25 protein-coding genes and 1 other annotated feature are annotated in these 23495 nt (G+C 55.9%); of the genes, 4 read left to right on the top strand and 21 right to left on the bottom strand.

What is annotated here, in order from left to right; translation table 11 throughout:
- Positions 1-32: 32 nt before the first annotated feature.
- From ACFPQ4_RS19345 to ACFPQ4_RS19300, 10 genes are all read right to left on the bottom strand, one after another.
- Positions 33-1232, bottom strand: a complete 1200-nt coding sequence (locus ACFPQ4_RS19345) for an MDR family MFS transporter (RefSeq protein WP_378113542.1) — start codon at positions 1230-1232, stop codon at positions 33-35.
- Between the two features lie 156 nt (positions 1233-1388).
- Positions 1389-3023, bottom strand: coding sequence for a chaperonin GroEL (gene groL / locus ACFPQ4_RS19340; protein WP_378113541.1), 1635 nt, complete (start codon positions 3021-3023; stop codon positions 1389-1391).
- A 78-nt stretch (positions 3024-3101) separates the two neighbouring features.
- Positions 3102-3386 (bottom strand): co-chaperone GroES, encoded by a 285-nt coding sequence (gene groES / locus ACFPQ4_RS19335; protein WP_378113540.1) that lies wholly within the window; start codon positions 3384-3386, stop codon positions 3102-3104.
- Positions 3387-3633: 247 nt separating this feature from the next.
- A complete protein-coding gene (locus tag ACFPQ4_RS19330; protein WP_378113539.1) occupies positions 3634-4905 on the bottom strand; it encodes a methyl-accepting chemotaxis protein in 1272 nt (423 codons plus the stop codon).
- A gap of 138 nt (positions 4906-5043) precedes the next feature.
- Positions 5044-5823: a twin-arginine translocase subunit TatC gene (gene tatC / locus ACFPQ4_RS19325; protein ID WP_378113538.1), complete on the bottom strand. Its 780-nt coding sequence runs from the start codon at positions 5821-5823 to the stop codon at positions 5044-5046.
- Between the two features lie 93 nt (positions 5824-5916).
- Positions 5917-6156, bottom strand: coding sequence for a twin-arginine translocase TatA/TatE family subunit (gene tatA / locus ACFPQ4_RS19320; protein WP_378113537.1), 240 nt, complete (start codon positions 6154-6156; stop codon positions 5917-5919).
- Between the two features lie 55 nt (positions 6157-6211).
- Positions 6212-7270: a molybdopterin-binding protein gene (locus tag ACFPQ4_RS19315; protein WP_378113536.1), complete on the bottom strand. Its 1059-nt coding sequence runs from the start codon at positions 7268-7270 to the stop codon at positions 6212-6214.
- Positions 7270-7761, bottom strand: a complete 492-nt coding sequence (locus tag ACFPQ4_RS19310; RefSeq protein WP_378113535.1) for a MogA/MoaB family molybdenum cofactor biosynthesis protein — start codon at positions 7759-7761, stop codon at positions 7270-7272. Before ACFPQ4_RS19310 ends, ACFPQ4_RS19315 begins: the two co-directional genes overlap by 1 nt.
- Positions 7762-7793: 32 nt before the next feature.
- On the bottom strand, positions 7794-8303 hold the full coding sequence (moaC, locus tag ACFPQ4_RS19305; RefSeq protein WP_378113534.1) for a cyclic pyranopterin monophosphate synthase MoaC: 510 nt from the start codon (positions 8301-8303) through the stop codon (positions 7794-7796).
- Positions 8304-8321: 18 nt separating this feature from the next.
- Positions 8322-8960: a 5-formyltetrahydrofolate cyclo-ligase gene (locus ACFPQ4_RS19300; RefSeq protein ID WP_378113533.1), complete on the bottom strand. Its 639-nt coding sequence runs from the start codon at positions 8958-8960 to the stop codon at positions 8322-8324.
- Positions 8961-9143: 183 nt separating this feature from the next.
- On the opposite strand from ACFPQ4_RS19300, the gene ACFPQ4_RS19295 reads away from it, so the two are divergent.
- On the top strand, positions 9144-11087 hold the full coding sequence (locus ACFPQ4_RS19295) for an ABC-F family ATP-binding cassette domain-containing protein (protein WP_378113532.1): 1944 nt from the start codon (positions 9144-9146) through the stop codon (positions 11085-11087).
- Positions 11088-11408: 321 nt separating this feature from the next.
- Here ACFPQ4_RS19295 and ACFPQ4_RS19290 read toward each other — a convergent pair whose 3' ends face one another.
- The 8 genes from ACFPQ4_RS19290 to thiL form a co-directional block, all read right to left on the bottom strand.
- Entirely contained in the window at positions 11409-12167 is a 759-nt protein-coding gene (locus ACFPQ4_RS19290; protein WP_378113531.1) for a PP2C family serine/threonine-protein phosphatase, read from the bottom strand.
- Between the two features lie 14 nt (positions 12168-12181).
- Positions 12182-12628: an HIT family protein gene (locus ACFPQ4_RS19285; protein WP_378113530.1), complete on the bottom strand. Its 447-nt coding sequence runs from the start codon at positions 12626-12628 to the stop codon at positions 12182-12184.
- Between the two features lie 33 nt (positions 12629-12661).
- The gene (locus ACFPQ4_RS19280) at positions 12662-14227 is read right to left on the bottom strand and encodes a 2-isopropylmalate synthase (protein ID WP_378113529.1); all 1566 of its coding nucleotides are present in this window, start codon (positions 14225-14227) and stop codon (positions 12662-12664) included.
- A 438-nt stretch (positions 14228-14665) separates the two neighbouring features.
- Positions 14666-14920 (bottom strand) — a binding site (T-box leader).
- 333 nt (positions 14921-15253) lie between these two features.
- Positions 15254-16318 carry a tRNA (adenosine(37)-N6)-threonylcarbamoyltransferase complex transferase subunit TsaD gene (tsaD, locus tag ACFPQ4_RS19275; RefSeq protein WP_378113528.1) on the bottom strand — a complete coding sequence of 355 codons (1065 nt, stop codon included), beginning with the start codon at positions 16316-16318 and terminating at the stop codon, positions 15254-15256.
- Positions 16315-16830, bottom strand: a complete 516-nt coding sequence (gene rimI, locus ACFPQ4_RS19270; RefSeq protein ID WP_378113527.1) for a ribosomal protein S18-alanine N-acetyltransferase — start codon at positions 16828-16830, stop codon at positions 16315-16317. The genes tsaD and rimI overlap by 4 nt, the downstream gene beginning before the upstream one ends.
- 4 nt (positions 16831-16834) lie before the next feature.
- Complete coding sequence (tsaB, locus tag ACFPQ4_RS19265) at positions 16835-17623, bottom strand: tRNA (adenosine(37)-N6)-threonylcarbamoyltransferase complex dimerization subunit type 1 TsaB (protein ID WP_378113526.1); 789 nt, start codon at positions 17621-17623, stop codon at positions 16835-16837.
- Positions 17620-18135, bottom strand: a complete 516-nt coding sequence (tsaE, locus tag ACFPQ4_RS19260) for a tRNA (adenosine(37)-N6)-threonylcarbamoyltransferase complex ATPase subunit type 1 TsaE (RefSeq protein WP_378113525.1) — start codon at positions 18133-18135, stop codon at positions 17620-17622. Before tsaE ends, tsaB begins: the two co-directional genes overlap by 4 nt.
- 9 nt (positions 18136-18144) lie before the next feature.
- Positions 18145-19176 (bottom strand): thiamine-phosphate kinase, encoded by a 1032-nt coding sequence (gene thiL / locus ACFPQ4_RS19255; RefSeq protein ID WP_378113524.1) that lies wholly within the window; start codon positions 19174-19176, stop codon positions 18145-18147.
- A gap of 393 nt (positions 19177-19569) precedes the next feature.
- On the opposite strand from thiL, the gene ACFPQ4_RS19250 reads away from it, so the two are divergent.
- Positions 19570-20313 carry a CAP domain-containing protein gene (locus ACFPQ4_RS19250; RefSeq protein WP_378113523.1) on the top strand — a complete coding sequence of 248 codons (744 nt, stop codon included), beginning with the start codon at positions 19570-19572 and terminating at the stop codon, positions 20311-20313.
- A gap of 77 nt (positions 20314-20390) precedes the next feature.
- On the opposite strand, the gene ACFPQ4_RS19245 is transcribed toward ACFPQ4_RS19250, so the two are convergent.
- The 3 genes from ACFPQ4_RS19245 to ACFPQ4_RS19235 form a co-directional block, all read right to left on the bottom strand.
- Positions 20391-20954: an FAD-dependent oxidoreductase gene (locus ACFPQ4_RS19245; RefSeq protein WP_378113522.1), complete on the bottom strand. Its 564-nt coding sequence runs from the start codon at positions 20952-20954 to the stop codon at positions 20391-20393.
- A gap of 101 nt (positions 20955-21055) precedes the next feature.
- The gene (locus ACFPQ4_RS19240) at positions 21056-21244 is read right to left on the bottom strand and encodes an H-type small acid-soluble spore protein (RefSeq protein ID WP_378113521.1); all 189 of its coding nucleotides are present in this window, start codon (positions 21242-21244) and stop codon (positions 21056-21058) included.
- On the bottom strand, positions 21241-21408 hold the full coding sequence (locus tag ACFPQ4_RS19235; RefSeq protein WP_378113520.1) for a hypothetical protein: 168 nt from the start codon (positions 21406-21408) through the stop codon (positions 21241-21243). Before ACFPQ4_RS19235 ends, ACFPQ4_RS19240 begins: the two co-directional genes overlap by 4 nt.
- 124 nt (positions 21409-21532) lie before the next feature.
- On the opposite strand from ACFPQ4_RS19235, the gene ku reads away from it, so the two are divergent.
- Positions 21533-22492, top strand: a complete 960-nt coding sequence (gene ku / locus ACFPQ4_RS19230) for a non-homologous end joining protein Ku (protein ID WP_378113519.1) — start codon at positions 21533-21535, stop codon at positions 22490-22492.
- A gap of 33 nt (positions 22493-22525) precedes the next feature.
- Complete coding sequence (locus ACFPQ4_RS19225) at positions 22526-23458, top strand: ATP-dependent DNA ligase (protein WP_378113518.1); 933 nt, start codon at positions 22526-22528, stop codon at positions 23456-23458.
- Positions 23459-23495 lie beyond the last annotated feature (37 nt).

Genomic DNA, 23495 nt, shown 5'->3' with positions numbered 1-23495 from the left:
GCGCTTCCGTAATCCGGAGCGCGGGTTATATTTTATACCGGTCTAGTTTCTAATCTTCGTTGCCCTGCCTGGTAGAAATACGACGCGCTCAAGACGATGCAGCCCATAAAGAGGAATAACGTCGTTCCCCCGTAAGCGTCCAACAAAAACCCGCCTAGCATAGGACCGATGAATTGACCGAAGTTACCGAGTGACTGTGCCCCGTAATACGTCCCCCTTAGCCCTTCCGGCGCAAGCTTGTCCATCAGCAACGTCCCCGCCGGATAGTTCAAAATCTCGCCCATCGTGAACACGATCATCGAGACGACAAGAGCTACCCAGCTTCCCGATATAGCGAAACCTATCAATCCGGCCGCGAATAACACGTTGCCTACATGAATGGATTTGATCGGCGCATACTTCTCAGCCCACGAAGACAACGGAATTTGCAACGTGACGACGGTTAACGCGTTCGCGCTCATGAGCATCGCGAACAGGTGGACGCCCTGCTTGAAGTTGCCCTCCACGAACTGGGACAATGTGACGGTCATTTGACAGTAGGCGATTCCGACGACGATCGCGCCGAGCAGGAACAGTCTCAACACGCGATCCCGGCGAATGACATCCCATGCCGAAGCAATCGTTACGCTCGCTTTTTTCGCGCCTTCGATTTTACGAATGCCGAACGACAGGAACAACGAATACAGAATGATACCATAGAGTACGTAGATCGAACCGGTCACTAAAAACGGCAACGAACCGTTTCCTACCCCCAACCATGCGCCAAGCATCGGCCCTACGGCTACGCCGATATTCGCCGCCATATACCGCATCGAGAAGACGCGAAAACGTTTCTCGGGCTCGGTCAAGTCAGCCATCAGCGCTTGCGCGACCGGCTCGAACCAGGAGCGGCACAATCCGTTCGTAAGGTTCAGAAGTAAAAACAAGACGGGCTGGTTAGCAATCGAGAAGCCGAAAAACACGAAGCTCCACAGCACTAAAGCGGTGAACATGATCGTTCGTCTACCGAACCTGTCGGACAAGGCGCCTCCGAAAAATCCGCCGACCGTGCCAGCGAGCGGACCGGCTCCCGCTACGACGCCGATCATCATCGGGCTCATATCCGTCGTGTTCGCCAAATACAACGCTAGGAACGGCAAGCTCATCGAAGAAGCGATTCTCGATAAACCATGGCCGACGATTAACGTAAGGACGATCGGATGATACGCTTGCAACAATCGCATTCGGTTCATAGGTGCTCATCTCCGGTGTTCGATCATAATGATAAAGCCGAGTTATGTAGATTGGCAAATTATACACCCAGCCGAGCCCCTTGAACATAACAGTAAATAATAGAAAAAAAGCTTTCCCGGGTGCACTCCGGGAAAGCTTTCTTCAATCGTTGCCGATTACATCATGTCCATGCCGCCCATGCCGCCCATGCCGCCAGGCATTCCGCCGGCGCCTTTGTCCTTCTCAGGCTTGTCGGCGATAACCGCTTCGGTCGTCAAGAATACGGCCGCTACGGATGCTGCGTTTTGCAACGCGGAGCGCGTAACTTTAACCGGATCGATGATGCCCGCTTCGAACATGTTGACCCATTCGCCGGTTGCCGCGTTGTAGCCGGTGCCGACCGCTTCTTTCTTCAGACGCTCGACGATAACGGAGCCCTCTTGGCCCGCGTTAGCCGCGATCGTACGGATCGGCTCTTCCAGCGCGCGAAGAATGATGTTGACGCCAGTCTTCTCGTCGCCTTCTGCTTTGACTGCCGCAACAGCGCTGTATACGTTAACGAGCGCCGTTCCGCCGCCGGATACGATACCTTCTTCAACGGCCGCGCGAGTTGCGTTAAGCGCATCCTCGATGCGAAGCTTACGCTCTTTGAGCTCGGTTTCGGTCGCTGCGCCGACTTTGATTACCGCTACGCCGCCGGACAATTTAGCCAGACGCTCTTGCAGCTTCTCGCGGTCGAAGTCCGAAGTCGTTTCTTCGATTTGCGATCTGATTTGGCTAACGCGAGCTTTGATATCAGCCGGATCGCCAGCGCCGTCAACGATGATCGTGTTTTCTTTGGATACGCGAATTTGGCGAGCGGTACCGAGTTGTTGTACGCTCGTTGATTTGAGCTCGAGACCGAGCTCTTCCGTGATCACTTGGCCGCCGGTAAGAGCAGCGATATCTTGCAGCATCGCTTTGCGACGATCGCCGAAGCCAGGCGCTTTAACCGCAACGCAAGTGAACGTGCCGCGCAGACGGTTCACGATCAGCGTAGCTTGCGCTTCGCCTTCGACGTCTTCCGCGATGATCAAGAGCTGCTTGCCGGATTGAACGACTTTCTCAAGCACAGGCAAAATCTCTTGGATGTTCGTGATTTTCTTATCCGTAATCAAGATGTACGGGTTGTCGAGAACAGCGATCATCTTGTCCGTGTCCGTGATCATGTACGGGGAAATGTAGCCGCGATCGAATTGCATCCCTTCGACCACTTCAAGGTCGGTTTGGAAGCCTTTCGATTCTTCGACGGTAATAACGCCGTCTTTGCCGACTTTCTCCATCGCGTCGGCGATCAATTGACCGACTTCGTCGTCCGCGGCGGAAATCGCGGCAACTTGCGCGATGTCGTTACGGCCTTCTACTTGTTTGGAGATCTCTTGCAATTTCTCTACCGCTGCTCTAACCGCTTTGTCGATCCCTTTGCGGATAACCATAGGGTTAGCGCCTGCCGTTACGTTCTTCAAGCCTTCGCGAATCATCGCTTGGGCAAGTACGGTAGCCGTCGTCGTGCCGTCGCCGGCGATGTCGTTCGTCTTGGTCGCTACTTCTTTAACGAGTTGAGCGCCCATGTTCTCGAACGAATCTTCGAGCTCGATTTCTTTGGCGATCGTTACGCCGTCATTCGTGATCAGCGGGGATCCGAATTTTTTCTCCAATACGACGTTACGGCCTTTCGGTCCAAGCGTCACTTTAACAACGTTCGCAAGAGCGTCTACGCCGCGAAGCATCGCGCGGCGAGCATCTTCGCTAAATCTGATTTCCTTAGCCATCGTTATAAGTACCCTCCCTTAAATTCTGAGCTTATGTGCCGTTATACGGCTGTATGAACGATCCGATCCACAGGAAAATTAGCCTACGATCGCGTGGATGTCGCTTTCTTTCATAATCAAGTATTCTTTACCCTCGTACTTGATTTCTGTTCCTGCATATTTGGAGAACAAAACGCGGTCGCCGACTTTAACTTCCAATGCGATCCGTCCGCCGTCTTTGTTCAACGCGCCAACGCCTACAGCGATAATCGTTCCTTCTTGCGGCTTCTCTTTCGCCGTATCCGGCAATACGATTCCGCTAAGCGTCTTTTCTTCTTTCGCGCTTGCTTCTACAAGTACGCGGTCACCCAAAGGTTTGATCATGAAAATAGCCTCCTTCTTAAATAGGTGTTGAGATGGTGTTCTTCACCGTTAGCACTCGATTGTGTTAAGTGCTAATAACCATTTTCTATGATACTTATTTTAGGTGCTGTTTTCAAGTCCCTTTACGTTAATCCGAAATAAAAAAATGCGGATCCGCATCTGCTGCGGACCCGCACCAAGCTGGTACAATTTCCATTGTATCCCAATCGTAGCCGGCTCATTCAATTAGTTGCGTTCGAGACGATCGTTACGTCTTGAAGTTTCCTACCAAGCCTTTCAGTCTGGTAGCCATGTTGCTAAGGCGTTCAGCCGTGCGAGCCATCTCTTCCGTGGACGATAGCTGCTGCTCGGTCATCGCGGATACTTGCTCCGTGAACGAAGCCGTCTCTTCCGTGATGCGAGCAATGTCTTGGATCGATTGGACGACGGAGGCGCTGCCTGCCGTCATTTGCTCGACGGAGGCGGCAACGTCGACGATGTTGCTGGTCAACTGGCCGACTTTGCCGACGATGTTGCGGAAAGTCTCTTCCGCATTGCGCATGCCGGACACCGCGGAGAACACTTGACCCGCGCTTTGCTCGAACATGGCGGTTACTTTGCCGATATCGCCGGACATCGTGCCGATCGTATCGCCGATTTGAACGGCCGACTGTTGCGTCTGATCCGCGAGCTTGCGAATCTCGCCTGCGACGACCGCGAAACCGCGACCGTGTTCGCCGGCGCGCGCCGCTTCGATTGCCGCGTTAAGCGCAAGCAAGTTCGTCTGGTTCGATACTTCGGATATGTAACCGATAACTTCGCGTACTTGCTCGGATTTGTGATTCAGCCCTCTGACGATTTCCTGAAGCGAACGGAACGCCGTCTCTACTTCGGAAATTTCGGCCGATGTCGTCCTGAGCAGCTCCGAGCCCGCTTCCGCGTTGCTTACCGTCGTCTGCGCCGCGTCGGATACGCCCGTCGTCGTCGAAGCGACTTGATTCAGCCCGTCTAGCGTTTCCTGCATGACGGCCGTAATTTCCTGCGATTGGGCTACTTGCGTCTCGGAGCCGGCAGCTACTTTCTCTACCGCTTTCGATACTTGGCTGCTCACGCGAGCGTTCTCGTTGGCCCCTTGTTGAAGCTGCAGCGCGGAGGCCGCAAGCTCTGCCGTGCTCTCCCGGAACTCTTTCATCGTCTTCTGCAGCCCGTCGAGCATCTGGTTTGCCGCGTTCGCGAGATCGCCGATCTCGTCCGAAGCGTTAACGTGAATTCTCCGGGTCAAATCACCGCCCGAAGAAGCGATATTACGAAGCGCGGACGTAACGTGGCCGATCGATCCGGACAAATTGCGCGTAAGCCACAGAGTTCCGAAACCGCTAAGCCCTGCGATCGCGACGAAAATAATAATGAGCTCAGTGAACAACGCGCCGTGTTCCGACATTTTCACGCCCGACACGATCAAGATGAACCCGATAACCAACAACAATACGATACCCGCGTAGCCGATCGCCAATTTACGACCTATTGTCATATTGCGCATGTGCCCATTCCTCCTGATTAGCTCCTGAAAGCCCTTTCTTGGATAGATTGTATCATAAATTTGCCTATTGGCATATCGAAATTTGGCACATTCTGTTGTTAATCAGGGCGGAGTCCGAACGATGGTTCATACTCCGAATCAGGACTCGGAAAGCTTGGCTTCTCTAGCCTCGCGGGCCGCGATACGCTTGCGATAAGCCGCTCTGGACAATAGTACGCTTAGTTCGTACAGCAGAATAAGCGGGATCGCCACCAGCAAATCCGAGATCGCGTCAGGGGGCGTGATCGTCACCCCGATAAAGGCCATAATGAACCAAGCTACGCGGCGCATTTTGACTAACAGGAACGGATTCAATATCCCGATTCGCGTCAGGAACAAGATGACGAGCGGCAATTCGAACAACAGCGAGATCGGCAACAAGATATTGAACAAGAAGTCGAAATACTGCGTCACGCCGTACGTCTCGCTCAGGCCCATGCTTTTCGTAACTTTGGCGGTAAATAAATAAGCCATCGGAAAGACGACGTAATAGGCGAACGACAATCCGAGCAGGAACATGAACAACGCCCCGGGCACGTATCGAAGCGTCGCCTTCTGTTCTTGTCTGCCAAGCGCTGGTTTAACGAACGACCATAATTGGAAGATAGCGAACGGGAGAGCGACGATCAGAGAGATCAGAATGGCGAACTTCATATATAGCCCGATCGCATCCCATGGGGAGAACACGTGCAGATCGAGATTGTCGACCGGCGCCGCCGCGACGAAATAATCGAAAGCCGGCTTAGCGCCGAACAATCCCCCGACGAGCCCGAGGACGAAAACGACGAGTATGTAGATTATCCTTTTGCGCAGCTCGCCCAGATGGTCCGTTATCGGCATCCATTCGTCATCGCGCTGGGCTTCTGGGGTTTGATTCATGTCTGGCTTCCTCCATGCGACAAGAGGGCTGCCCCGTTCGCAGTAGATTTACTGCTTGAGAGACAGCCCCTGCTCGTATGCTTGAAATATCGGTTACTCCGGAAGACGGCGTTCGACTTTCGGCAGTTCGTCTACCTGCGGGGTGACATCCACGCGGCTAGCGTTAGCCGTGCGTTGCTCCTTAGGCTCTTCCATGAGATCGTTGGCGCCCTTCTTGAATTCGCGAAGCGTCTTGCCGAACGCGCGACCCAATTCAGGCAGCTTATTCGGTCCGAACAACAACAGGGCGATCAACACGAGCAAAATAATACCTGAAGCTCCAATACCGGACATATCCCTTACCTCCGTTCATAATCTCGTTGTACTCCATTGAATGGCGCGTATTCAGTTAACGATACAGTCCACCATAGCCCATACCGACGATATCTTCTTTAACGATCGTATCTCCTGCCAATATACGCGGCAACAACACATCGAATGACGTATAAGGATCGTGCATGACGCATCCGGGCAAGCCGAAAATCGGCACGCCGCGCAAATAGCCTATCAGCAGCATGGATCCTGGCAGCATCGGCGTTCCGTAGCTGACGATATCCGTACCCGCGGCCGCGATGGCCCCCGGCGTACGATCGTCCGGATCGACCGACATCCCGCCCGTCACAAGTATCATATCATACCCTTGATGCAGGAAATAGTGAATATCCTTGACAATTGTTTGTCTATCGTCAGGGACGAAACGTTGCTCGGCGACTTCGGAACCGAGCGCTTCTAGCTTCGCGCGCACGGCGGGTCCGAACTTGTCGACGATGCGCCCGGTGAATACTTCCGTACCCGTCGTCAGCAAGCCCGCTTTCATCGGACGGAGCGGACGCACGCGGATCGGGTACGCGCCGTGCCGCTCGCGGTAGCGCTCCGCGATCCGTTCTACCGCTTGCACCTTGAGCTCCGGAACGATCAGCGGAATCGCGCGCGTTGCCGCGACCGTATCGCCAGGTTGCACGACTCGATGAGTCGTTACCGACGCCAGCGCGATGTCGCTTAGCCGGTTAATCTCGTCCACGACTTCGCGGTCTATGCAAGCCAGCCCTTGGATACTCGACTTAAGCGCGACTTTGCCTTCATGCGGTTCCCCATATACCGTATGTTCGCCGCCTAAAGCGATCGCCATACGATGCGCCGCGTCGTCCTCGTGAAGATCGGTCGCCGCAAGCTCGATGACGTACAAATTTTCTTTGCCGATATCTTTCAGCCTCGAAATGTCCTCCGGCGCGACCACATGCCCTTTGCGGAACAACCTGCCTTTGAACTGCCCGGGCAAGATCTGCGTCAGGTCATGCGCAAGCACCATGCCGATCGCGTCTTCCGTTCTGACCTCGCGAACGAACGAATCGCTGATGCGAGTCGTCCGCGACTCCGACTGCGGCGAAGGATCGAAAGCGTCCGCCATCAGGCTTTGTCCTTTCGCATGCCCTTGACCAGTTCCAAGGCTTCGGGCAGCATATCCATCACGGCCATAAGATGCTCGCTTACGCCTTTAGGATCGCCGGGCAAATTCAAGATCAACGTATTGCCGCGGATCGCGCATACGCCCCGGAACAGCATCCCTTTGCGGGAACGTTGCATCTCCGCGGCGCGCATCGCTTCCGCCATGCCGGGAACGACGCGCTCGGCGATCATCAAGGTAGCTTCCGGCGTTACGTCCCGCAGTCCCAGTCCCGTACCGCCCGTAGTCAATACCAGATCGGCCTGGAAATAATCCGCCATCTCGATTAGCGCGGCGCGAATTTCGTCCTGATCGTCGGGCACGATCCGATAATCGACGATATCGCCGCCGATCTCTTCCTCCACCAGCTCCCGAACCACCTGGGCGCTCGTATCTTCCCGTTCCCCGCGCGAGCCTTTGTCGCTTGCTGTAAGTAGGGCGACTTTCCAACGCATATTTCTACCCCCGCTCCCCTGAATACGGCTTCCTATTGGCCTTGTCTTACCGCGTTCGCGGCGTAATCCCCGCTCTTGCCGCCGGTTTTGACCAGCAGCGCGATAGGACCGATGACCATATCTTTCTGCAGCGCTTTACACATATCGTAGACCGTCAAAGCTGCGGCGGATACGGCGGTCAAAGCCTCCATCTCCACGCCCGTCTTGCCGGTCGTCTTCACCTCTGCCTGTATGTAGAGCGTATCCGTGCCATTGTCGGAGAACGTTAGGTTAACCCCGGTAAGCGGCAACGGATGGCACATCGGAATCCAATCCGACGTCCGCTTGGCGGCTTGGATGCCCGCGATCTGCGCGACCGCCAGCACGTCGCCTTTGGCGACCGTGCCTTCCCGAATTCTGTTCAGCGTATCCGGCGCCATCGTCACCTGGCCTTGCGCGACCGCGACTCTGGCGGTAACGGGTTTATCCGTCACGTCTACCATGATCGCCCTGCCCTGCTCGTTAAAATGCGTCAAACGATCGTTCCCGTTCGATTGCGTCATGCCTCTAATCTCCTTCCGTCAGCCGTCCTTGTCGCCAAACCAACGGATCGTTGCCTCCGTCGCCAGCGCGTTCAACCGCAAATCGTGCGGTTCAGACGGAAGCACCGCCTCGATCACCTGGTTCTCGTAGGCAAATCCGACCCAAAGGACGGGCGATGAGCCATACTCGTGCAGCCTCTCGTATAAGCGGTCATAATAACCGCCGCCATAGCCGAGTCTGCCGCCTTGTTCGTTGAAGGCTAGCCCCGGCACAAGTACGAGATCCGGCGAATTCGCCATATCGTATAAGGCCGTACTCGCGGGATCCGGCTCGGGTACGCCCCAGCGTCCGGAAATCCAGCTAGACAATGCTTCGACTTGCCTTAACTCCATTCCTTCTCCGTTTGGCAAAATTCTTGGAGCGACGAGCCGATCGCCGTTCGCCAAGCAGCTTGCGATAAGCTCGGCCGGGTCGGCTTCCGAGCGAAAAGCAGCGTAGACGCATACGCTGAGAGGGCGGCGCAGCTTCTCGCGCAACGGATTCAGGATGCTCGTATCCGTCCGCTCGCATAATAGCCGGGAACGTTGCTCCCGCTCGCCTGGCGACAGGGAATCCCGGATCGCCCGCATCCGCTTGCGCCACTCGGATTTATTCCACAGCTCGGAACAATCGTCCATAGGCCGCACGCCACCTTCGGAATTTTCACAATAAAAGCTCCTTATATCTTAGCATTTTTCACCTTTTTTCGCCAAACGGCGATCGCTTGGACGATCTTCTTCATTTAAGGTACACTTGGATGGATATATAACCTAAACGATGACTTAAATTTATTTCGACATCATCACTCGGAGGGATTCCTCTTGCTCTTACAAGCGAACGGCATTTCGAAGCATTATGGCATTACCCCTATCCTGGAAGGGATTACGCTGCTCATTAACGAACGCGATCGGATCGGGCTCGTCGGCGTGAACGGCGCTGGCAAGTCGACGCTGCTCAAGGTGCTCGCGGGCGAACTGCGCGCTGATCACGGCTCGGTGTCCAAAGCGAAGGATTTGCGGATCGGCTATCTCGCGCAGAACGGCGGACTGCAAGGGCACCGGACGATTATGGAGGAAATGACGTCCGCGTTCGGGCCGTTGCTGGAGCAGGAAAAGAACCTGCGCGACATGGAGTCCCGCATCGCCGATCCGGCCGAGCTCGAAAACGCGACGCGCTACGAATCTCTGTTGTCCCAGTACGCCGACGCAAGCGAAAAATTCCGCGAAGCTGGCGGCTACGAGATGGGCAACCGGACGCGTAGCGTCTTGCACGGGATGGGCTTCGGCGATTTCGCGCCGGACACCGAGGTCGCCTCGCTCAGCGGCGGCCAGCGCACGCGGCTTGCGTTAGCCAGATTGCTGCTCGTGCAGCCGGAGCTGCTGCTTCTCGACGAGCCGACCAATCATCTGGACATCGATACGTTAACTTGGTTGGAGCAATATTTGCGATCGTACAACGGCGCGATGGTCATCGTTTCCCATGACCGCTATTTCCTGGATGCGATCGTAACGTCGATCGTGGAAATCGAACGGAACGCGGCGACGAGATATACCGGCAACTACAGCCGTTACATGGAATTGAAAGCGGCCGGCTTCGCCCAGCAAATGAAGCTCTATGAAGCGCAGCGCAAAGAGATCGCGCGCATGGAAGACTTCGTGCAGCGCAATCTGGCGCGCGCAACGACGACGCGCCGCGCGCAGAGCAGGCGCAATGCGCTGGAGCGCATCGAGCGGCTCGAGAAGCCGGGAAGCCTAAGACAAGCAAGCTTCTCGTTCTCTACCGAACGGCGGAGCGGCAAGGAAGTGCTGCGCGTCATCAACGCTTCCGCCGCGCCGAAGCCCGATATGACTCCGTTGTTCCGCAACGTGACTTTCGACGCCAAACGCGGAGAAAGGCTTGCGCTGCTCGGACCGAACGGCGTAGGCAAGACGACGCTGCTTCGCGCGTTGATCGATAAGCTGCCGCTGCGTTCGGGAGCCGTCGAGTGGGGCGCGGGCGTATCGATCGGGTATTACGATCAAGAACAACGCGAGCTCAATCCGGACAATACGGTGCTCGAAGAGCTGTGGAGCGCGTTCCCGATGCAGCCAGAAGCCGAAATTCGGACCGTGCTCGGCAACTTCCTTTTCAGCGGAGAAGACGTGCGCAAGAAAGTAAGCTCGTTAAGCGGCGGAGAAAAAGCACGGGTTGCTTTATCAAAGCTGATGCTGCGCAAAGCGAACGTCATGGTCATGGACGAACCGACGAACCATCTCGACCTTATGAGCCGCGAAGTACTGGAAGCCGCGTTGGACGAGTACGACGGCACGCTTCTGTTCGTCTCCCATGACCGCTACTTCCTTAATCGGATCGCGGATCGGATCGTCGAGTTGAACGCTGACGGAGTTCGTCATTTCCTGGGAAATTATGACGAAATGGTCACGAAGAAACAGGAAATGCTGGCGTGGGAAACAACTAATGCAACGTCCGCCCCCTCCTCTGGGTCTACGGCAACTTCATCCGGTCAATCTTCGCAATCAGCTAACGACTACGAAGCGGAGAAGCAACAGAAACGCGAGGAACGGGCGAAGCAACGCAAACGCGAACAAGCCGAAGCCGACATCGCCAAGCTGGAGGAGACGCTCGAAGCGTTGGAGCTGGAGATGGCTTCCCCCGAGCTAGTGACGGATTATATGAAGCTTCGGGAGAAGCAAGCTGAAGTGGATCGAACGAGGGCGACGTTGGATGAAACGTATGCCGTCTGGGAAGCCTTAATGGAAGAGTAACGATTCGGAACGTTTCAAAATAAATGGGTAACAACTTATACACAGCATTGTCCACAGCTTGCGCGTAACTAGGATCAGGGATTTTGTCGAACGGACTCCCTGAAAATGTTGATGCGCAAGCTTTTTTGTCGACAAATGCAGTGACTTGAATAGTTTTCCACCGTTTTATCCACATTGTCCACATTATCCACACAGCCACTGTGAAAAACTCATCCCGTTTTCATGAATCGCCAACCCCTTCGCCCGCAACGGGTTTGGGAGTTTATCCCCGTTATGCACAACAGGTGTGGATAACTTTGTCCACACCTGTTGATTTGGTAATTAGGCATCCGTTACGCTCCATGCCAGCAACGTCGTACTGTCTTTCGTACCGACTTCATGAAGATGGCGCAGAAAATCATCCATACGTTGCTCCAACGCTTGCGGCGTGCCGATTCTCGTCCATTCTTTTATGGCGTCTATATAGGCAATACCGGGTTCCACGAACCCGTCAGTGGCCATCAGGATTACATTGTTCCCTGGCCTCAGCCTCGTTGTCCCCTTCGAATAACAAGGTACCGCGTCATTGAACGTATTCTCGCGCCCGATCCATTCGTAAAAATGACGTTGGTTCAGCATCGTCTGTCCGAACGCCGTAAAATCTGGATGAAGGACGAACAGCATGCAATCCCCGACCGAATACCACCATACGTAACGCCCTTTGCGGCAGACGATCAAGCAGGAACATTCGCCGCGTATACTTTGGGACCGTTCCAAGAACGATTGCGAGCGAAACATCGCATCGACCTTAGCTTCAAGCCCGGTAAAAGTATCCGCTATACCGCCGCGCAAGACGGCTTCTATCTCGTGACGAATATCCGCTATCGCCCGCAGGACTTGCTCTGCGCTCTCACTGGACGTATGCGCGTCGACGACCATTGCGAACTCCCAGCTTCCCTCCGGCGAATTGAGGACAAGCAGCCCATCTTCATTTTTATCCGCGCCTGCGCGGATGTTGCCCCCGTACCTTCCGATAGAGATAGCTCCGAACCGCTCGATATGAGGCTGATCCAAATGCGGCTCGGAGCTTCCCGACCACATGTACATCGTCTCGTTCATAAGAAATACCGTGCCACATATCCGCGAATTCGTGCGCAAAGCGCTTCGATCTGCTCGGAATCACCTCGCGGGGCTTCCGGCGACAACGCTGCCATCATCGGGTTGCGGTAGGTATCCGGGGTCCCCGGATATCTCGGAACGATATGCATGTGAAAATGCGCGACGGCTTCTCCATGTACAAACGCGTATACGTGCTCCGCGGAGGTCATCGTCTTTAGCGCTTGGCTTATCCGATTGGTCCACATGCCTACCGCCGCGGATTCCTCGTCCGTCAATGCCCCTAGTCCCTCGGCATGTCGCTTCGCATCGATCATGAAATACCCGAGATAACCGGGCTCTTCACCGAACGCCCTATGACCGATGTAGACGTGATCATCCTCGTATACCAGTCCTCCCGGCACGACCGTCTCTCCAAGATGTTTGCGGCAAATAAAACAATCCATCCGGCTCTCCCCCTTTGCGAGGTGACATAGCACCTACTCGCCCACTGCCTCTTTCCGCTTATCGGCTTGACGGCGAGCCATGACGACTCCGTTGCACGCGGCCACGTAAGCTCTCGCCGATGCGAGAATGATGTCCCTATGGATCGCGGTACCGCGGTATCTGACTCCGTTGCTAATAACAGACACGACAGCTTCACCCGAAGCATCTTCCCCGGTAGACAGAGAATGCAGTTCCAAATCCTCGAACGTCGCGTCTACCGGCATAGCTTCTCGAATGCATTGGATGACCGCCTCAAGCGGTCCTTCGCCTGCCCCCGTGAACGTCTGCTCGGTACCGTCTTCGGAGCGATGAATCGTTACGGATGCGATGCGCGAACGCTGCGAACCCGCCAACACTTGCAGATCGACGAGCGCGTACGGTTGAACGATGGAATCCGTCGATTCACCGACCAGCTGCATCAGAACGTCGTCGGTTATGATTTTTTGCTCGTCGGCTTTCGCTTTGAAGCGGTTGTACAGATCCTCCATCTCATCGTCGCCAAGTTGGATACCGAATTCCGACACCCGGTGCTTAATCGCATGGCGGCCGGAATGCTTGCCGAGAATGATCATGCTGCGCGGAATGCCCATCGCTTCCGGATCCATGATCTCGTAGGTGTTGCGGTTTTTGAGCAAGCCGTCCTGGTGGATGCCGGATTCGTGCTGGAAGGCGTTACGGCCGACGATCGGCTTATTGTACGCGATAGGAAAATGCATCGCCCGGCTGACCATGCGCGAAGTTTCGTAAATTTGATCGGTGGCGATATTCGTCGTGACGCCCATCGATTCGCCGCGCGTCTGGATCGCCATGACCAGCTCCTCCAAAGAACAGTTGCCCGCGCGCTCGCCGACGCCGTTCACGCTGACCTCCACTTGCGTTACGCCATGGCGGATCGCCGCCAAGCTGTTCGCGACCGCAAGCCCCAGATCGTTGTGACAGTGCGTGCTGTAGACGACTTTATCTCCGCCCCGCACGCCGTTCCGAACGCGAGTGAACATCGGGCCGAACTCCTCGGGCAAAGCATAGCCCATCGTATCCGGAAGATTGATGATCGTCGCGCCTTCTTCGATCGCCGTCTCGACGACGCGGAACAGAAATTCCTCGGTCGCCCGGGACGCATCCATCGGCGAGAACTCCAGCTCATTCACGAACCGCTTGCCGTAGGCGACCATGCTGCGCACCATCTCGATGACTTGGTCTTGCGTCTTGCGCAGTTGGAAGTCCAGATGGATTTGCGACGAGGAGATGAACAGGTGAAGCCGGCGTCGCGCCGCGTCTTGCGTCGCTTGGACTGCCGCGTCGATATCGATCGGAACGCAGCGGGCAAACCCGCATATTTCAGTACCTTGCAGCTCGCGGGAAATTTGTTGGATCGCTTGGAATTCGCCCGGGCTGGAGATCGCGAAGCCCGGCTCGATGATATCTACGCCAAGCCGCGCCAGTTGGCGGGCGATGACTATTTTTTGCTCGGGGCTCATGGAAGCGCCGGGTGCTTGCTCGCCGTCTCTCAGCGTCGTATCGAAAATGTGGATTTGTCTTTTCGGGGTCGTTGTCGTCATTGGTAAAACCTCCATTGGATTTGGTTTGGGTTTGAGTCGAGTAAGGCTGAACCATCCAAGAGAACGACAAAAAGCCCGTCGTCTCTTACTACTCAGAGACGACGGGCCGTTAAGACCGCCGCGGTACCACTCCGCTTGGAGGGGTCTGTCTTCCGAATGACAGACGGGTCCTCCCACTTGTGTCGCCGCGACTTCCACCGTTCGGTCGGTCGAAATCACCGCGAGCGCCCGATATCGGGGGCCAGCCGTTACGGCGTACGCGAAGGACGATAGGAATTTCATGTCCCGTCGTGATTCGTTCCGCCGGTTCGCTCCCGGGCGAGTTTCGGATTCCTCTTCGGCTGCGTCGCACCGACCCGCAGCTCTCTGCACCTAAGGAATTCCTACTGCTCCCGTTCATTGCGATGTACAAATATAAAAGCCCACCAGTCTCTTGGAATAAGAGACGGTGGGCTTGATAGCCTTCCGCGGTACCACTCTTGTTGACGCGACCTGATCCCGTAGGATGGAGGCGTCCGCTTGAATCCCGATCACGTGGGTTAGCCGTATCGATGTACGCATTGGAGCAATTGCGCACCGCCGTTCCATCGATCCGCTCACAGGTGAGCTTCAGGTCCCCATCCGCTGCGTCGCACCGTCCCGCAGCTCTCTGAATGCCGGGTAATCCTTACTGTTCCTGATCATCGCGTTTAATTCGATATGCTCCCGCTTGGGGATTGGTCTTATTATATTCACCAGCAAATCGTCTGTCAATTCGGAAAAAGCGTATTTTTGGAAAATAGTTCGGCGCTCGGGCGGGGATCGTGCGATGCAGAGGCATATGTGCCTCTATTTCGGCGTTCGTTCGGAAATCGCGCGATGCAGAGGCATATGTGCCTCTATTTCGGCGCTCCGGCGGGGATAGTTCGAAATAGAGGCATATATGCCTCTATTTCGATGCTCAGGCGGGAACCTGAGCTAAGGGGATAACGTTAAAAAGCAATAAAAAAAGCAGCCCGGCGCGAAACGCATCCGAGCTGCCTGCAATTACCCTTGTACCGACCAGTCTTCCAGCGAGAATACCGGTTCCGCCTTCAAATCGAGCGAAGAAAATTCCCCGCGGCGCCACTTCAGATCGGCGGCGGCAGCAATCATCGCCGCATTGTCCGTGCATAGCTTATGCGGCGGAATGAGCAGCGGCAAGCTCGCTTCCTCGCATAGCGCAGCAAGTCGCTCGCGCAAGCCGCGATTGGCGGCGACGCCTCCGCACAGCAGCACTTGCCGCGCGCTGAACGCCGCTGCAGCCCTCATCGCCTTCGTCGTGACAACGTCGATGACGGATTGTTGAAAGCCTCGCGCAAGCGCCGAAAAATCCGGCGACTCGCCCTTCATCCGAGACCGGTTGATCTCCGCGAGCACCGCGGATTTCAAGCCGCTGAAGCTAAAGTCGTAAGAATCCGGCTCGAGCCACGAACGAGGAAGCACGATTTCGTCTTCCGCCGATTGCGCAAGCTTATCCACGTACGGTCCGCCAGGGTACGGGAACTGAAGCGCCCGCGCGACTTTATCGTACGCCTCGCCGACCGCATCGTCGCGCGTTCGGCCGAGAATGCGGAACTTCCCTTCCGATTCCAGCAAGACGATCTCCGTATGTCCGCCCGAGACGACCAGCGCCAATGCGGGATATTCGATGTCTCCCACTAGTGCATTAGCATATATGTGTCCGGCAATATGATGCGTCCCGATCAATGGCAATTCGAGCGCCATCGCCAAGCTTTTTGCCGCGACGACGCCGACGAGCAATGCGCCCACTAGCCCCGGCCCTTGCGTGACGGCGATCGCGTCGATATCCGTTAGCGATACGCCCGCTTGGCTCAGCGCTTCCTCCACGATGATCGTCATCACTTCGACGTGCTTGCGGGAAGCGATCTCGGGCACGACGCCACCGAATTGGCGATGCGTGTCGATCTGGCTGGACACGACGTTGGACAACACCTCGCGTCCGCCCCTGACGACCGCGACCGATGTCTCGTCGCAGCTCGTCTCTAAGGCAAGTATATAATACGGCTTATCCGAGCCTGGACTCGCCGCTTGATTATCCGTCTCGTTCATCTGCCTTCCCCTTCCGTCGTCCCGGCCGTCTCCTCGTTCGCACCTTCCGGTTCGAGCTCCGCCCACATGATGAGGGCATCCTCCATATTATCGGAATAATACGCGGGGCGAATGCCCGACGGATAGAACCCCATGCGCTGATAAAGAGATTTAGCCGGTTCGTTCGTCACGCGCACCTCAAGCGTCATCCGAAGCGCGCCGAGCCAATTCGCGGTTCTCATCATTTCTCGCAGCAGTCTTTTGCCGAATCCTTGGCCCCTATGGGATGCACGAATCGCAATATTCGTCACGTGCGCCTCGTCTACGATTAACCACATGCCTCCGTAGCCGAGAATATCTCCTTCGTGTTCCATGACCATATATTTCGCGAACATATTGTTCTGCAACTCGTTGCGGAAAGCCTCTTCCGACCACGGCGCAGCGAACGCTTCCTGCTCGATCGCCACGATCGAGCCGATGTCGTTCAACGTCATGCTTCTGAAAATCAAATCATCCCCATCAACGTCCCGCATGCTTTCACTCTCCCCGCGATGACGACAACAGCTTCGCTTCCGCTTCCGCCAATTGCGTATAATTCGGAACGAACGAATGGACGTCGTCCCTTTCGCCGCTCCGGTATTTGCGCTCCGCGAGCAATCCCAAGGCGCCCGCGTCCAAATCGCACGCGAACGTCCTCATCCGCGGGAAAGAAGCTTGCGCCTGCGCGATAACCGCCTCGTGCGACGTCACATCCCCGACGAGCCAGACGGCTTCCGGCACTGTGCCGTCCCCCGCCAATGGTTGCAATCTCGGGGTCCAATCCGCGATCAATCTGATCCCGTCCCGGTTAACTTGTTGCCAAGAACCGTCGGCAGCACTCGCTTCGTATCGCGACGTATACACTTGTCCGCGACGGGCATCCATAAGCGGTACGAGCCACGCGGATTGACCGCTCGCGATCCCCGCTTCCGCTTGAATATTGCGCCACGCGCTATATGCCAAAGCTTCCAGACTGGACACGCCGATCAGCGGCTTGCTCCATGCCCAGGCGAGCGTTTTGGCTGCGGTTACTCCGATCCTCACGCCCGTGTAGGATCCGGGTCCCTGTCCAACCGCGATTCCGTCCAGCTGTTCGCCTCTAATGCCGTTACGAGATAGCATAAGCTTAATGTCGGAGACAATGCGCACCGAGTGGTTCCGTTCGGTGAACGTCGTCATCGTATCCAAGACTTCGCCGTCTCTTACGATCGCGACGGACATCGAAGCCGTCGAGCAATCAAGCGCCAACAAAGTGACGGAAGGTGTTCCTTGCATCGGTGTGTTCATCTTATCCGTCCCTCCTCGGCTTCCAACTGCGGAATCGCCCGGCACCATGCGTCATACCGATCGCCGATCGGCTCGCATACTATCGTGCGCGAAGTCGGTCCCGTCGACTCCAAATACACGTGCAAACGCTCCTCCGGCAAAATCGGCCCGATAATCGAAGCCCACTCTACCAACGACACGCCCCTGCCATGAAAATATTCGTCCAACCCGAGCTCGTCCGCTTCTTCCAACGAGAGCCTGTACACGTCCATATGATAGAAAGGCAGCTTGCCGCCCTCGTATTCTTTAATTATGGTAAAAGTAGGGCTGTTTACGATACCAGGTACGCCCAATGCGGCGGCGAACGCTTGCGCGAACCTTGTTTTGCCGGCGCCTAGATCTCCGTCCAGCGCCAATACGGCGCCGGGATCGGCCAGCGCCGCCAACGCCGTCGCGAAAGCGACCGTATCCGCCTCCGAGGGTGCCCGAAGGACATATCGCTTCGTACTATCCGTCCATTCGTTCCGTTGCATACGTCCGACTTATCCTTTCGCAAAATGATTATATCCCCGTTTAAGCAGCGGCTTGCTCTTGCCGCTCGCTAGCGCCAGCTCCACGCCGGGAGGTCCCTCTTCCACGGATCCGATAATGAATAACGGCAAGCTTGCTTCGCGGAACTTCTCTCTTAGCGCGACTTCCGCGCCTGGATCCGCCGTTCCTAGCAACACGTAGTCCTCTCCGCCGTAGAGCACCCAATCCAACGCGGCGATGCCGCAAAGTCCCGCATATCCCGCCAATTCGCCCGATATAGGAAGATCGGTCTCCCTCAGCGCGAGCTTTACGCCCGACGCCTCGGCGATTTCCCACGCCTCGCTCGCCAAACCGTCGCTTACGTCGTTGAGGGACGTCGCTAAGCCGCCTTCGAGCAAAATTCTGCCGGCTTTCACCGAGGGCTGCGGTCTTCTATGCGCGTCGATAAGTCGCTTCGGGGGCGACGGCGCAACGCGCTTGCCAGCCTTGCCCGGTTGGCCAAGCATACCGTGGAGACCTCCCGCGGACAAACCCGTCGGGCCGGTGAGAAACACGATCTGCCCCGGCTTGGCACCGCTCCGACGAATGGCCCTTCCGGATTCCACGCAACCGACAACCGTAACCGCAACGACCAAGTGCTGCGGCGCCGACGTCGTGTCTCCTCCAATAATGGCTATTCCGTATTTGTCCGCGCACGCATAAAGCCCTTCGTACAGCCGCTCCATCCGCTTAGCGTCCCAGCGAGCAGGCACGCTGACCGACACAAGCGCATGCTTGGGCATGCCGCCCATGGCGGCGATGTCGCTCACGTTAGCGGCAAGCGCCTTGAACCCGATATCCGCGTCGTCCATCGTCTCCGGCTTGAAGTGGATTTCCTCCACCATCGTGTCGACGGCGAGCACCCACTCCATGCCCGCGCTCGCGGACACGACGGCCGCATCGTCGCCGATGCCGACCGTAACGCCTGCCGCTGTCAGGAACGAATCGGACTGACGACCTTCCGTCCAGACGCGAATGAGCCCGAACTCGTCAAGTGGCGGCACGGAGGAATCCCCTTTACGACGTTATTTTGTCCTTAATTATATAGAGGCTCGGTAGAACATGCAAAGATAGACCGCATATTTTCATTACGCCTCAGGCTGCCACATGTAGGTTTTGTGCACTCCACAGCAGCGCGAGCCTTCGATCGCTTTGAGCATCCGTTCGAACGGCCTCGCATTAGCCCAAAATGCCTCCAATCTATCTACGATGTACGATAGAGAACCGCATTCCCATATGCAAGTAGGAATTGGAAATCGAATGAAATGCCTATGTGCCCGTGTGCTTTCGACGGTCGCGATCTATGAATGTCAATTTTTATGGGGTGATATACCTCGTCATTGCTGATAGACTTTGAGTCATTCCACGCCAATGGCGACTATGAGGAGGAAACATTCATGAACAAGCAACCAAACAAGGTTACCAAAACACTACTGCTGGGCGCGATGGCATTAACGCTTTCCTTGCCGATTGGAGCAGCCGGGGCGTTCGCGGCAAGCAATAACAACACCATTACTACTTCGGCTCCATCGACCATTCTTTTTAACTTCGATCTGAACGCATTCCTTCAACAATATATGCAAGGCTTCTACACGCAACCGAGCAAACCTGTTACGACGCCTTCTAAGCCTGTAACTACGACGCCTTCTAAGCCAGTAACTACACCTTCTAAGCCTGTAACTACGACGCCTTCTAAACCCGTGACGACGCCTGCGCAACCGGCAAAACCGGCGCAACCAAGCCAAGGTGCTAACAGCGGTACGGTCGCGACTTCCGAATATGCGACGCAAGTCGTTACGTTAGTCAACCAAGAGCGCGCCAAAGCCGGCTTGAAGCCGCTCGCGACGACGAATTCCACGCTTAAGCTCGTAGCGCTGGATAAAGCCAAAGACATGTACAACAACAATTACTTCGATCACAATTCGCCGACATTCGGCTCCCCGTTCGATATGATGAAGCAATACGGCGTTACTTTCCGTTCCGCCGGCGAAAATATCGCCAAAGGCCAGCGTTCGCCGCAAGAAGTGATGACCGCATGGATGAACAGCCAGGGACACCGCGCCAACATCCTTAACGCAAGCTTCACGACGATCGGAGTCGCTTATTACAACGGTGTATGGGTACAAGAGTTCATCGGATAATCGCGGCAAATTAGCGCAACCATAACAAAAAGCGGCACATTGCGTGCCGCTTTTTGGCGTATCCGTTGTTATTCGAATTAGCTTTTCAGCACGTCGTGATCTACGTAACGTTCCCCGTTCAGCTCGCTGATGACGTTAATCGCCACTTTCGCTCCGTCGCCCGCGGTAATGATCGTGTGCATGCTTACGCCCGCAGCGGTGCCGGCTACCCATACGTTATCGAGGTTCGTCTTGCCGTCCGGCGAGCAATCTACAATCGTCTTAATGCGCGGTTCGGTTCCCGGCTTCGTGCGTATACCGCTCGCTTCCGCTATGTCGAGGAATAACCCCGTCGCCACGATGACATGCGTCGCCTCGTAAGCTTCACTGTCCGTCTCGACTTTGACGACGCCATCGCCGACGGTCAGCTTCGTCGCCTTCGCCGTTACGAACTGCGCGCCATGTTTAATCGCTTGCTGCTTCCCTGTCTCTACGAGATCGGGTCCCGAAATATCCGGAGCTCCATAATGATTGGCGATCCATGCGCGTTTCGTCACGCTCATCTCGTTGTCGATAACAAGCGTCGATTTACCTGCCTTCGCGGTATAAATCGCGGCGCTTGCTCCCGCCGGTCCCCCGCCAATAATGACGATATCAGGCATTGCTGCTCACTCCTCATGAAGTTAATTAAGGTCTTTCCTTATTTTAGCACATCCCTAATCCACTTACAAAAAGTAAGCCGCCGTACCATGCGTGAGCGTGATCAATGTACTTTCTCGTGAAGCCGCTCCACGGACACGGTCTGCGTATTCGTCGGACTGGCTCCGATCTGAACGGTGGCCATCCCGTTCGCCACGTCGACATTCTCGATCCAGACCGATTGCTCTCCGTCCAATTGAACCGCGATCGTATCTTGCGAATCGTAAATTTGCTGCGCTCGTTGCGCATTCATGGCGTGTCCGCCTCCATCCAGTCGGTGGACGATTCGGTAATCAGACCGTTCTGGAGCGTTACGTTCCCGCCGCCGAGCCCTTCGTTAATCATCCTGTCGATATCCATGTCGTACACGTCTTTGCCTTCATGAATCGAGTCTTTCAGAGGTTCTTCCGTCGACATCGCGCATTCTCCTCCTCAATCCATAGTGGAATCGATACCAATATTCCCTGCCCGATTGATTTCCATACGATTCGGGCACTCTGTTAACTAACGATTCACTTCACACGTCGGAGGAGATGCCAACATGCATACCGTCTGGAAAGGCGCGATCAGCTTCGGCTTAGTGCACGTCCCCGTCAAAATGTTCACCTCGACCGAAGATAAAGATGTTCATCTGCGCATGATCCACAAAGCGTGCGGTACCCCGATCACGAACGTCCGCACCTGCCCGCATTGCGAGCAGGAGGTCGGTTGGGATGATCTCTCGAAGGGCTACGAATACGAAAAAGGAAGCTTCGTCCTCTTCGACGAGAACGAGCTGGACGCGATCAAGCCGGAGACGTCCAAGACGATTCAGATTTTGGATTTCGTCGACTTAACGGAAATCGATCCGATCTATTTCCAGAAAGCTTATTACTTGTCCCCCGATCAAGCCGGAGCCGGCGCTTACAGCTTGCTGCTGGAAGCGATGCGGCAGTCGGGCAAGATCGGCATCGCCAAAGTAGCCATTCGCTCGAAAAGCAGCTTGGCGGCCATTCGCGCCGTAGATAATTGCATTTGCATGGAAACGATGCATTATCCGGACGAAATTCGCGCGCTGTCGCAAGTGCCTAACTTGCCCGAGGAGTCCAAAGTCAACGACCGCGAGCTCACGATGGCGAAAATGCTTATCGAACAGCTATCCGCCCCGTTCGATCCGAATAAGTATACCGACGACTATCGGATTGCGCTCATGGATGCGATTCAGCGCAAAATCGCCGGCGAAGGGACGGATCTCGTTACGGCGCCGGCCGCGGAACGGACGAACGTCATCGATCTTATGGCCGCGTTGCAAGCCAGCTTGGAGGCTTCGAAGGCTGGCGCGAATGCCGCAGCGGCGCAGCCGGCAGCTGTCGAAGAAGCAGGCGACGCCGTAGCGAAGGCGTCCGGCAGCAATCGCACCCGCGGCGGCACGCGCATCGCGAAAGCCGCGGGCGCCGAAGCCTCGGGACCCTCCCCGAAGCCGCGTGCTCCGCGCACACGCAAAAAAGAAACTACGCCTTAATAACGCATAAGCGCCGAGGAGGACGACGGACGCATGTTGTTACAGCCGGTTGCCCCGTTTGAACCGATCGCCGGAGTTCGGTTGCCGGAAGGCGATCGCTGGATCGCGCAGCTGAAGTGGGACGGCGTCCGCATGCTTTCCTATTACGACGGCGCCATGACGCGTCTCGTTAACCGAAGGCTGCACGAGCGCACGGCAAGATATCCCGAGTTGGCCGACGCGCGGACTTATTGCTCCGCGAGCTCCGCTATTCTCGACGGCGAGATCGTCGCCTTCTTGGACGGCAAGCCTTCCTTTCAGCAAGTGATGCGGCGGGACGGTACGAGCAGCGGAAGGCTACGAAATCTGCCGGCTATCTCTTATATGGTCTTCGACGTACTGCACTTGAACGGGCAATCGGTCATGCACGAACCGCTCGCGGAGAGGCAAAGATTACTGGAGCGACATTTGGAGCCTAACGATTCGGTTCAGCTCGTGACGAACTTCCCCGATATCCCCGGTCTGCTCGCCGTTACGCGGGAGCATCGCTTGGAGGGGATCGTCGCTAAAGATTTGGAAAGCGGCTACGCGGTTGGCGGCAAAGACAAGCGATGGCAGAAATTCAAACATTACCGCGATCTCATCGCCGTCGTGGGAGGCGTTACTTTTCGCGGGAATATCGTGAACTCCCTATTGCTCGGGCTGTATGACGAAGCAGGCCGGTTGCATTATATCGGGAATGCGGGAACGGGAAAATGGACGCAACAGGATTGGCGGGACTTCACGGAGAGAACGAATGAGATAGGCACTCCGAAATGTCCGTTTAGCGCCGCGCCTTCGCGGAGCTTGGATATAAAGTGGATTCAGCCGCAATTGACGGTCAAAGTGGCGTATTTGGAGTGGACGACGCATCGAACGTTGCGCCAACCCGTCATTCAAGCACTGACAGCGATGGAGCCAGGAGCTTGCACGTTCGGGCAAGCGTAACGGAGGTGGGAACGATCAAAGCAACGGCACCGCGAAC

The sequence above is a fragment of the Cohnella yongneupensis genome (assembly GCF_042655785.1).
Taxonomy (GTDB): domain Bacteria; phylum Bacillota; class Bacilli; order Paenibacillales; family Paenibacillaceae; genus Cohnella; species Cohnella yongneupensis.
Note: the sequence above shows the minus strand (reverse complement) of the source record. Positions and strands in the feature narration are given on the sequence as shown.

What these genes read in the sequence shown, in the direction of transcription:
- rimI (WP_378113527.1), bottom strand. Translation starts at nt 16,830, where the DNA reads ATGCGGGACGTTGATGGGGATGATTTGATTTTCAGAAGCATGACGTTG.
- tsaE (WP_378113525.1), bottom strand. Translation starts at nt 18,135, where the DNA reads ATGCAACGGAACGAATGGACGGATAGTACGAAGCGATATGTCCTTCGG.
- ACFPQ4_RS19235 (WP_378113520.1), bottom strand. Translation starts at nt 21,408, where the DNA reads ATGTCGACGGAAGAACCTCTGAAAGACTCGATTCATGAAGGCAAAGAC.
- ACFPQ4_RS19345 (WP_378113542.1), bottom strand. Translation starts at nt 1,232, where the DNA reads ATGAACCGAATGCGATTGTTGCAAGCGTATCATCCGATCGTCCTTACG.
- ACFPQ4_RS19250 (WP_378113523.1), top strand. Translation starts at nt 19,570, where the DNA reads ATGAACAAGCAACCAAACAAGGTTACCAAAACACTACTGCTGGGCGCG.
- tsaD (WP_378113528.1), bottom strand. Translation starts at nt 16,318, where the DNA reads ATGAACGAGACGGATAATCAAGCGGCGAGTCCAGGCTCGGATAAGCCG.
- groES (WP_378113540.1), bottom strand. Translation starts at nt 3,386, where the DNA reads ATGATCAAACCTTTGGGTGACCGCGTACTTGTAGAAGCAAGCGCGAAA.
- ACFPQ4_RS19330 (WP_378113539.1), bottom strand. Translation starts at nt 4,905, where the DNA reads ATGCGCAATATGACAATAGGTCGTAAATTGGCGATCGGCTACGCGGGT.
- ACFPQ4_RS19310 (WP_378113535.1), bottom strand. Translation starts at nt 7,761, where the DNA reads ATGCGTTGGAAAGTCGCCCTACTTACAGCAAGCGACAAAGGCTCGCGC.
- ACFPQ4_RS19240 (WP_378113521.1), bottom strand. Translation starts at nt 21,244, where the DNA reads ATGAATGCGCAACGAGCGCAGCAAATTTACGATTCGCAAGATACGATC.
- ACFPQ4_RS19290 (WP_378113531.1), bottom strand. Translation starts at nt 12,167, where the DNA reads ATGTGGTCGGGAAGCTCCGAGCCGCATTTGGATCAGCCTCATATCGAG.
- ACFPQ4_RS19280 (WP_378113529.1), bottom strand. Translation starts at nt 14,227, where the DNA reads ATGACGACAACGACCCCGAAAAGACAAATCCACATTTTCGATACGACG.
- ku (WP_378113519.1), top strand. Translation starts at nt 21,533, where the DNA reads ATGCATACCGTCTGGAAAGGCGCGATCAGCTTCGGCTTAGTGCACGTC.
- groL (WP_378113541.1), bottom strand. Translation starts at nt 3,023, where the DNA reads ATGGCTAAGGAAATCAGATTTAGCGAAGATGCTCGCCGCGCGATGCTT.
- tatC (WP_378113538.1), bottom strand. Translation starts at nt 5,823, where the DNA reads ATGAATCAAACCCCAGAAGCCCAGCGCGATGACGAATGGATGCCGATA.
- moaC (WP_378113534.1), bottom strand. Translation starts at nt 8,303, where the DNA reads ATGACGCAATCGAACGGGAACGATCGTTTGACGCATTTTAACGAGCAG.
- ACFPQ4_RS19225 (WP_378113518.1), top strand. Translation starts at nt 22,526, where the DNA reads ATGTTGTTACAGCCGGTTGCCCCGTTTGAACCGATCGCCGGAGTTCGG.
- tatA (WP_378113537.1), bottom strand. Translation starts at nt 6,156, where the DNA reads ATGTCCGGTATTGGAGCTTCAGGTATTATTTTGCTCGTGTTGATCGCC.
- ACFPQ4_RS19315 (WP_378113536.1), bottom strand. Translation starts at nt 7,270, where the DNA reads ATGGCGGACGCTTTCGATCCTTCGCCGCAGTCGGAGTCGCGGACGACT.
- tsaB (WP_378113526.1), bottom strand. Translation starts at nt 17,623, where the DNA reads ATGAACACACCGATGCAAGGAACACCTTCCGTCACTTTGTTGGCGCTT.
- ACFPQ4_RS19285 (WP_378113530.1), bottom strand. Translation starts at nt 12,628, where the DNA reads ATGGATTGTTTTATTTGCCGCAAACATCTTGGAGAGACGGTCGTGCCG.
- ACFPQ4_RS19245 (WP_378113522.1), bottom strand. Translation starts at nt 20,954, where the DNA reads ATGCCTGATATCGTCATTATTGGCGGGGGACCGGCGGGAGCAAGCGCC.
- ACFPQ4_RS19300 (WP_378113533.1), bottom strand. Translation starts at nt 8,960, where the DNA reads ATGGACGATTGTTCCGAGCTGTGGAATAAATCCGAGTGGCGCAAGCGG.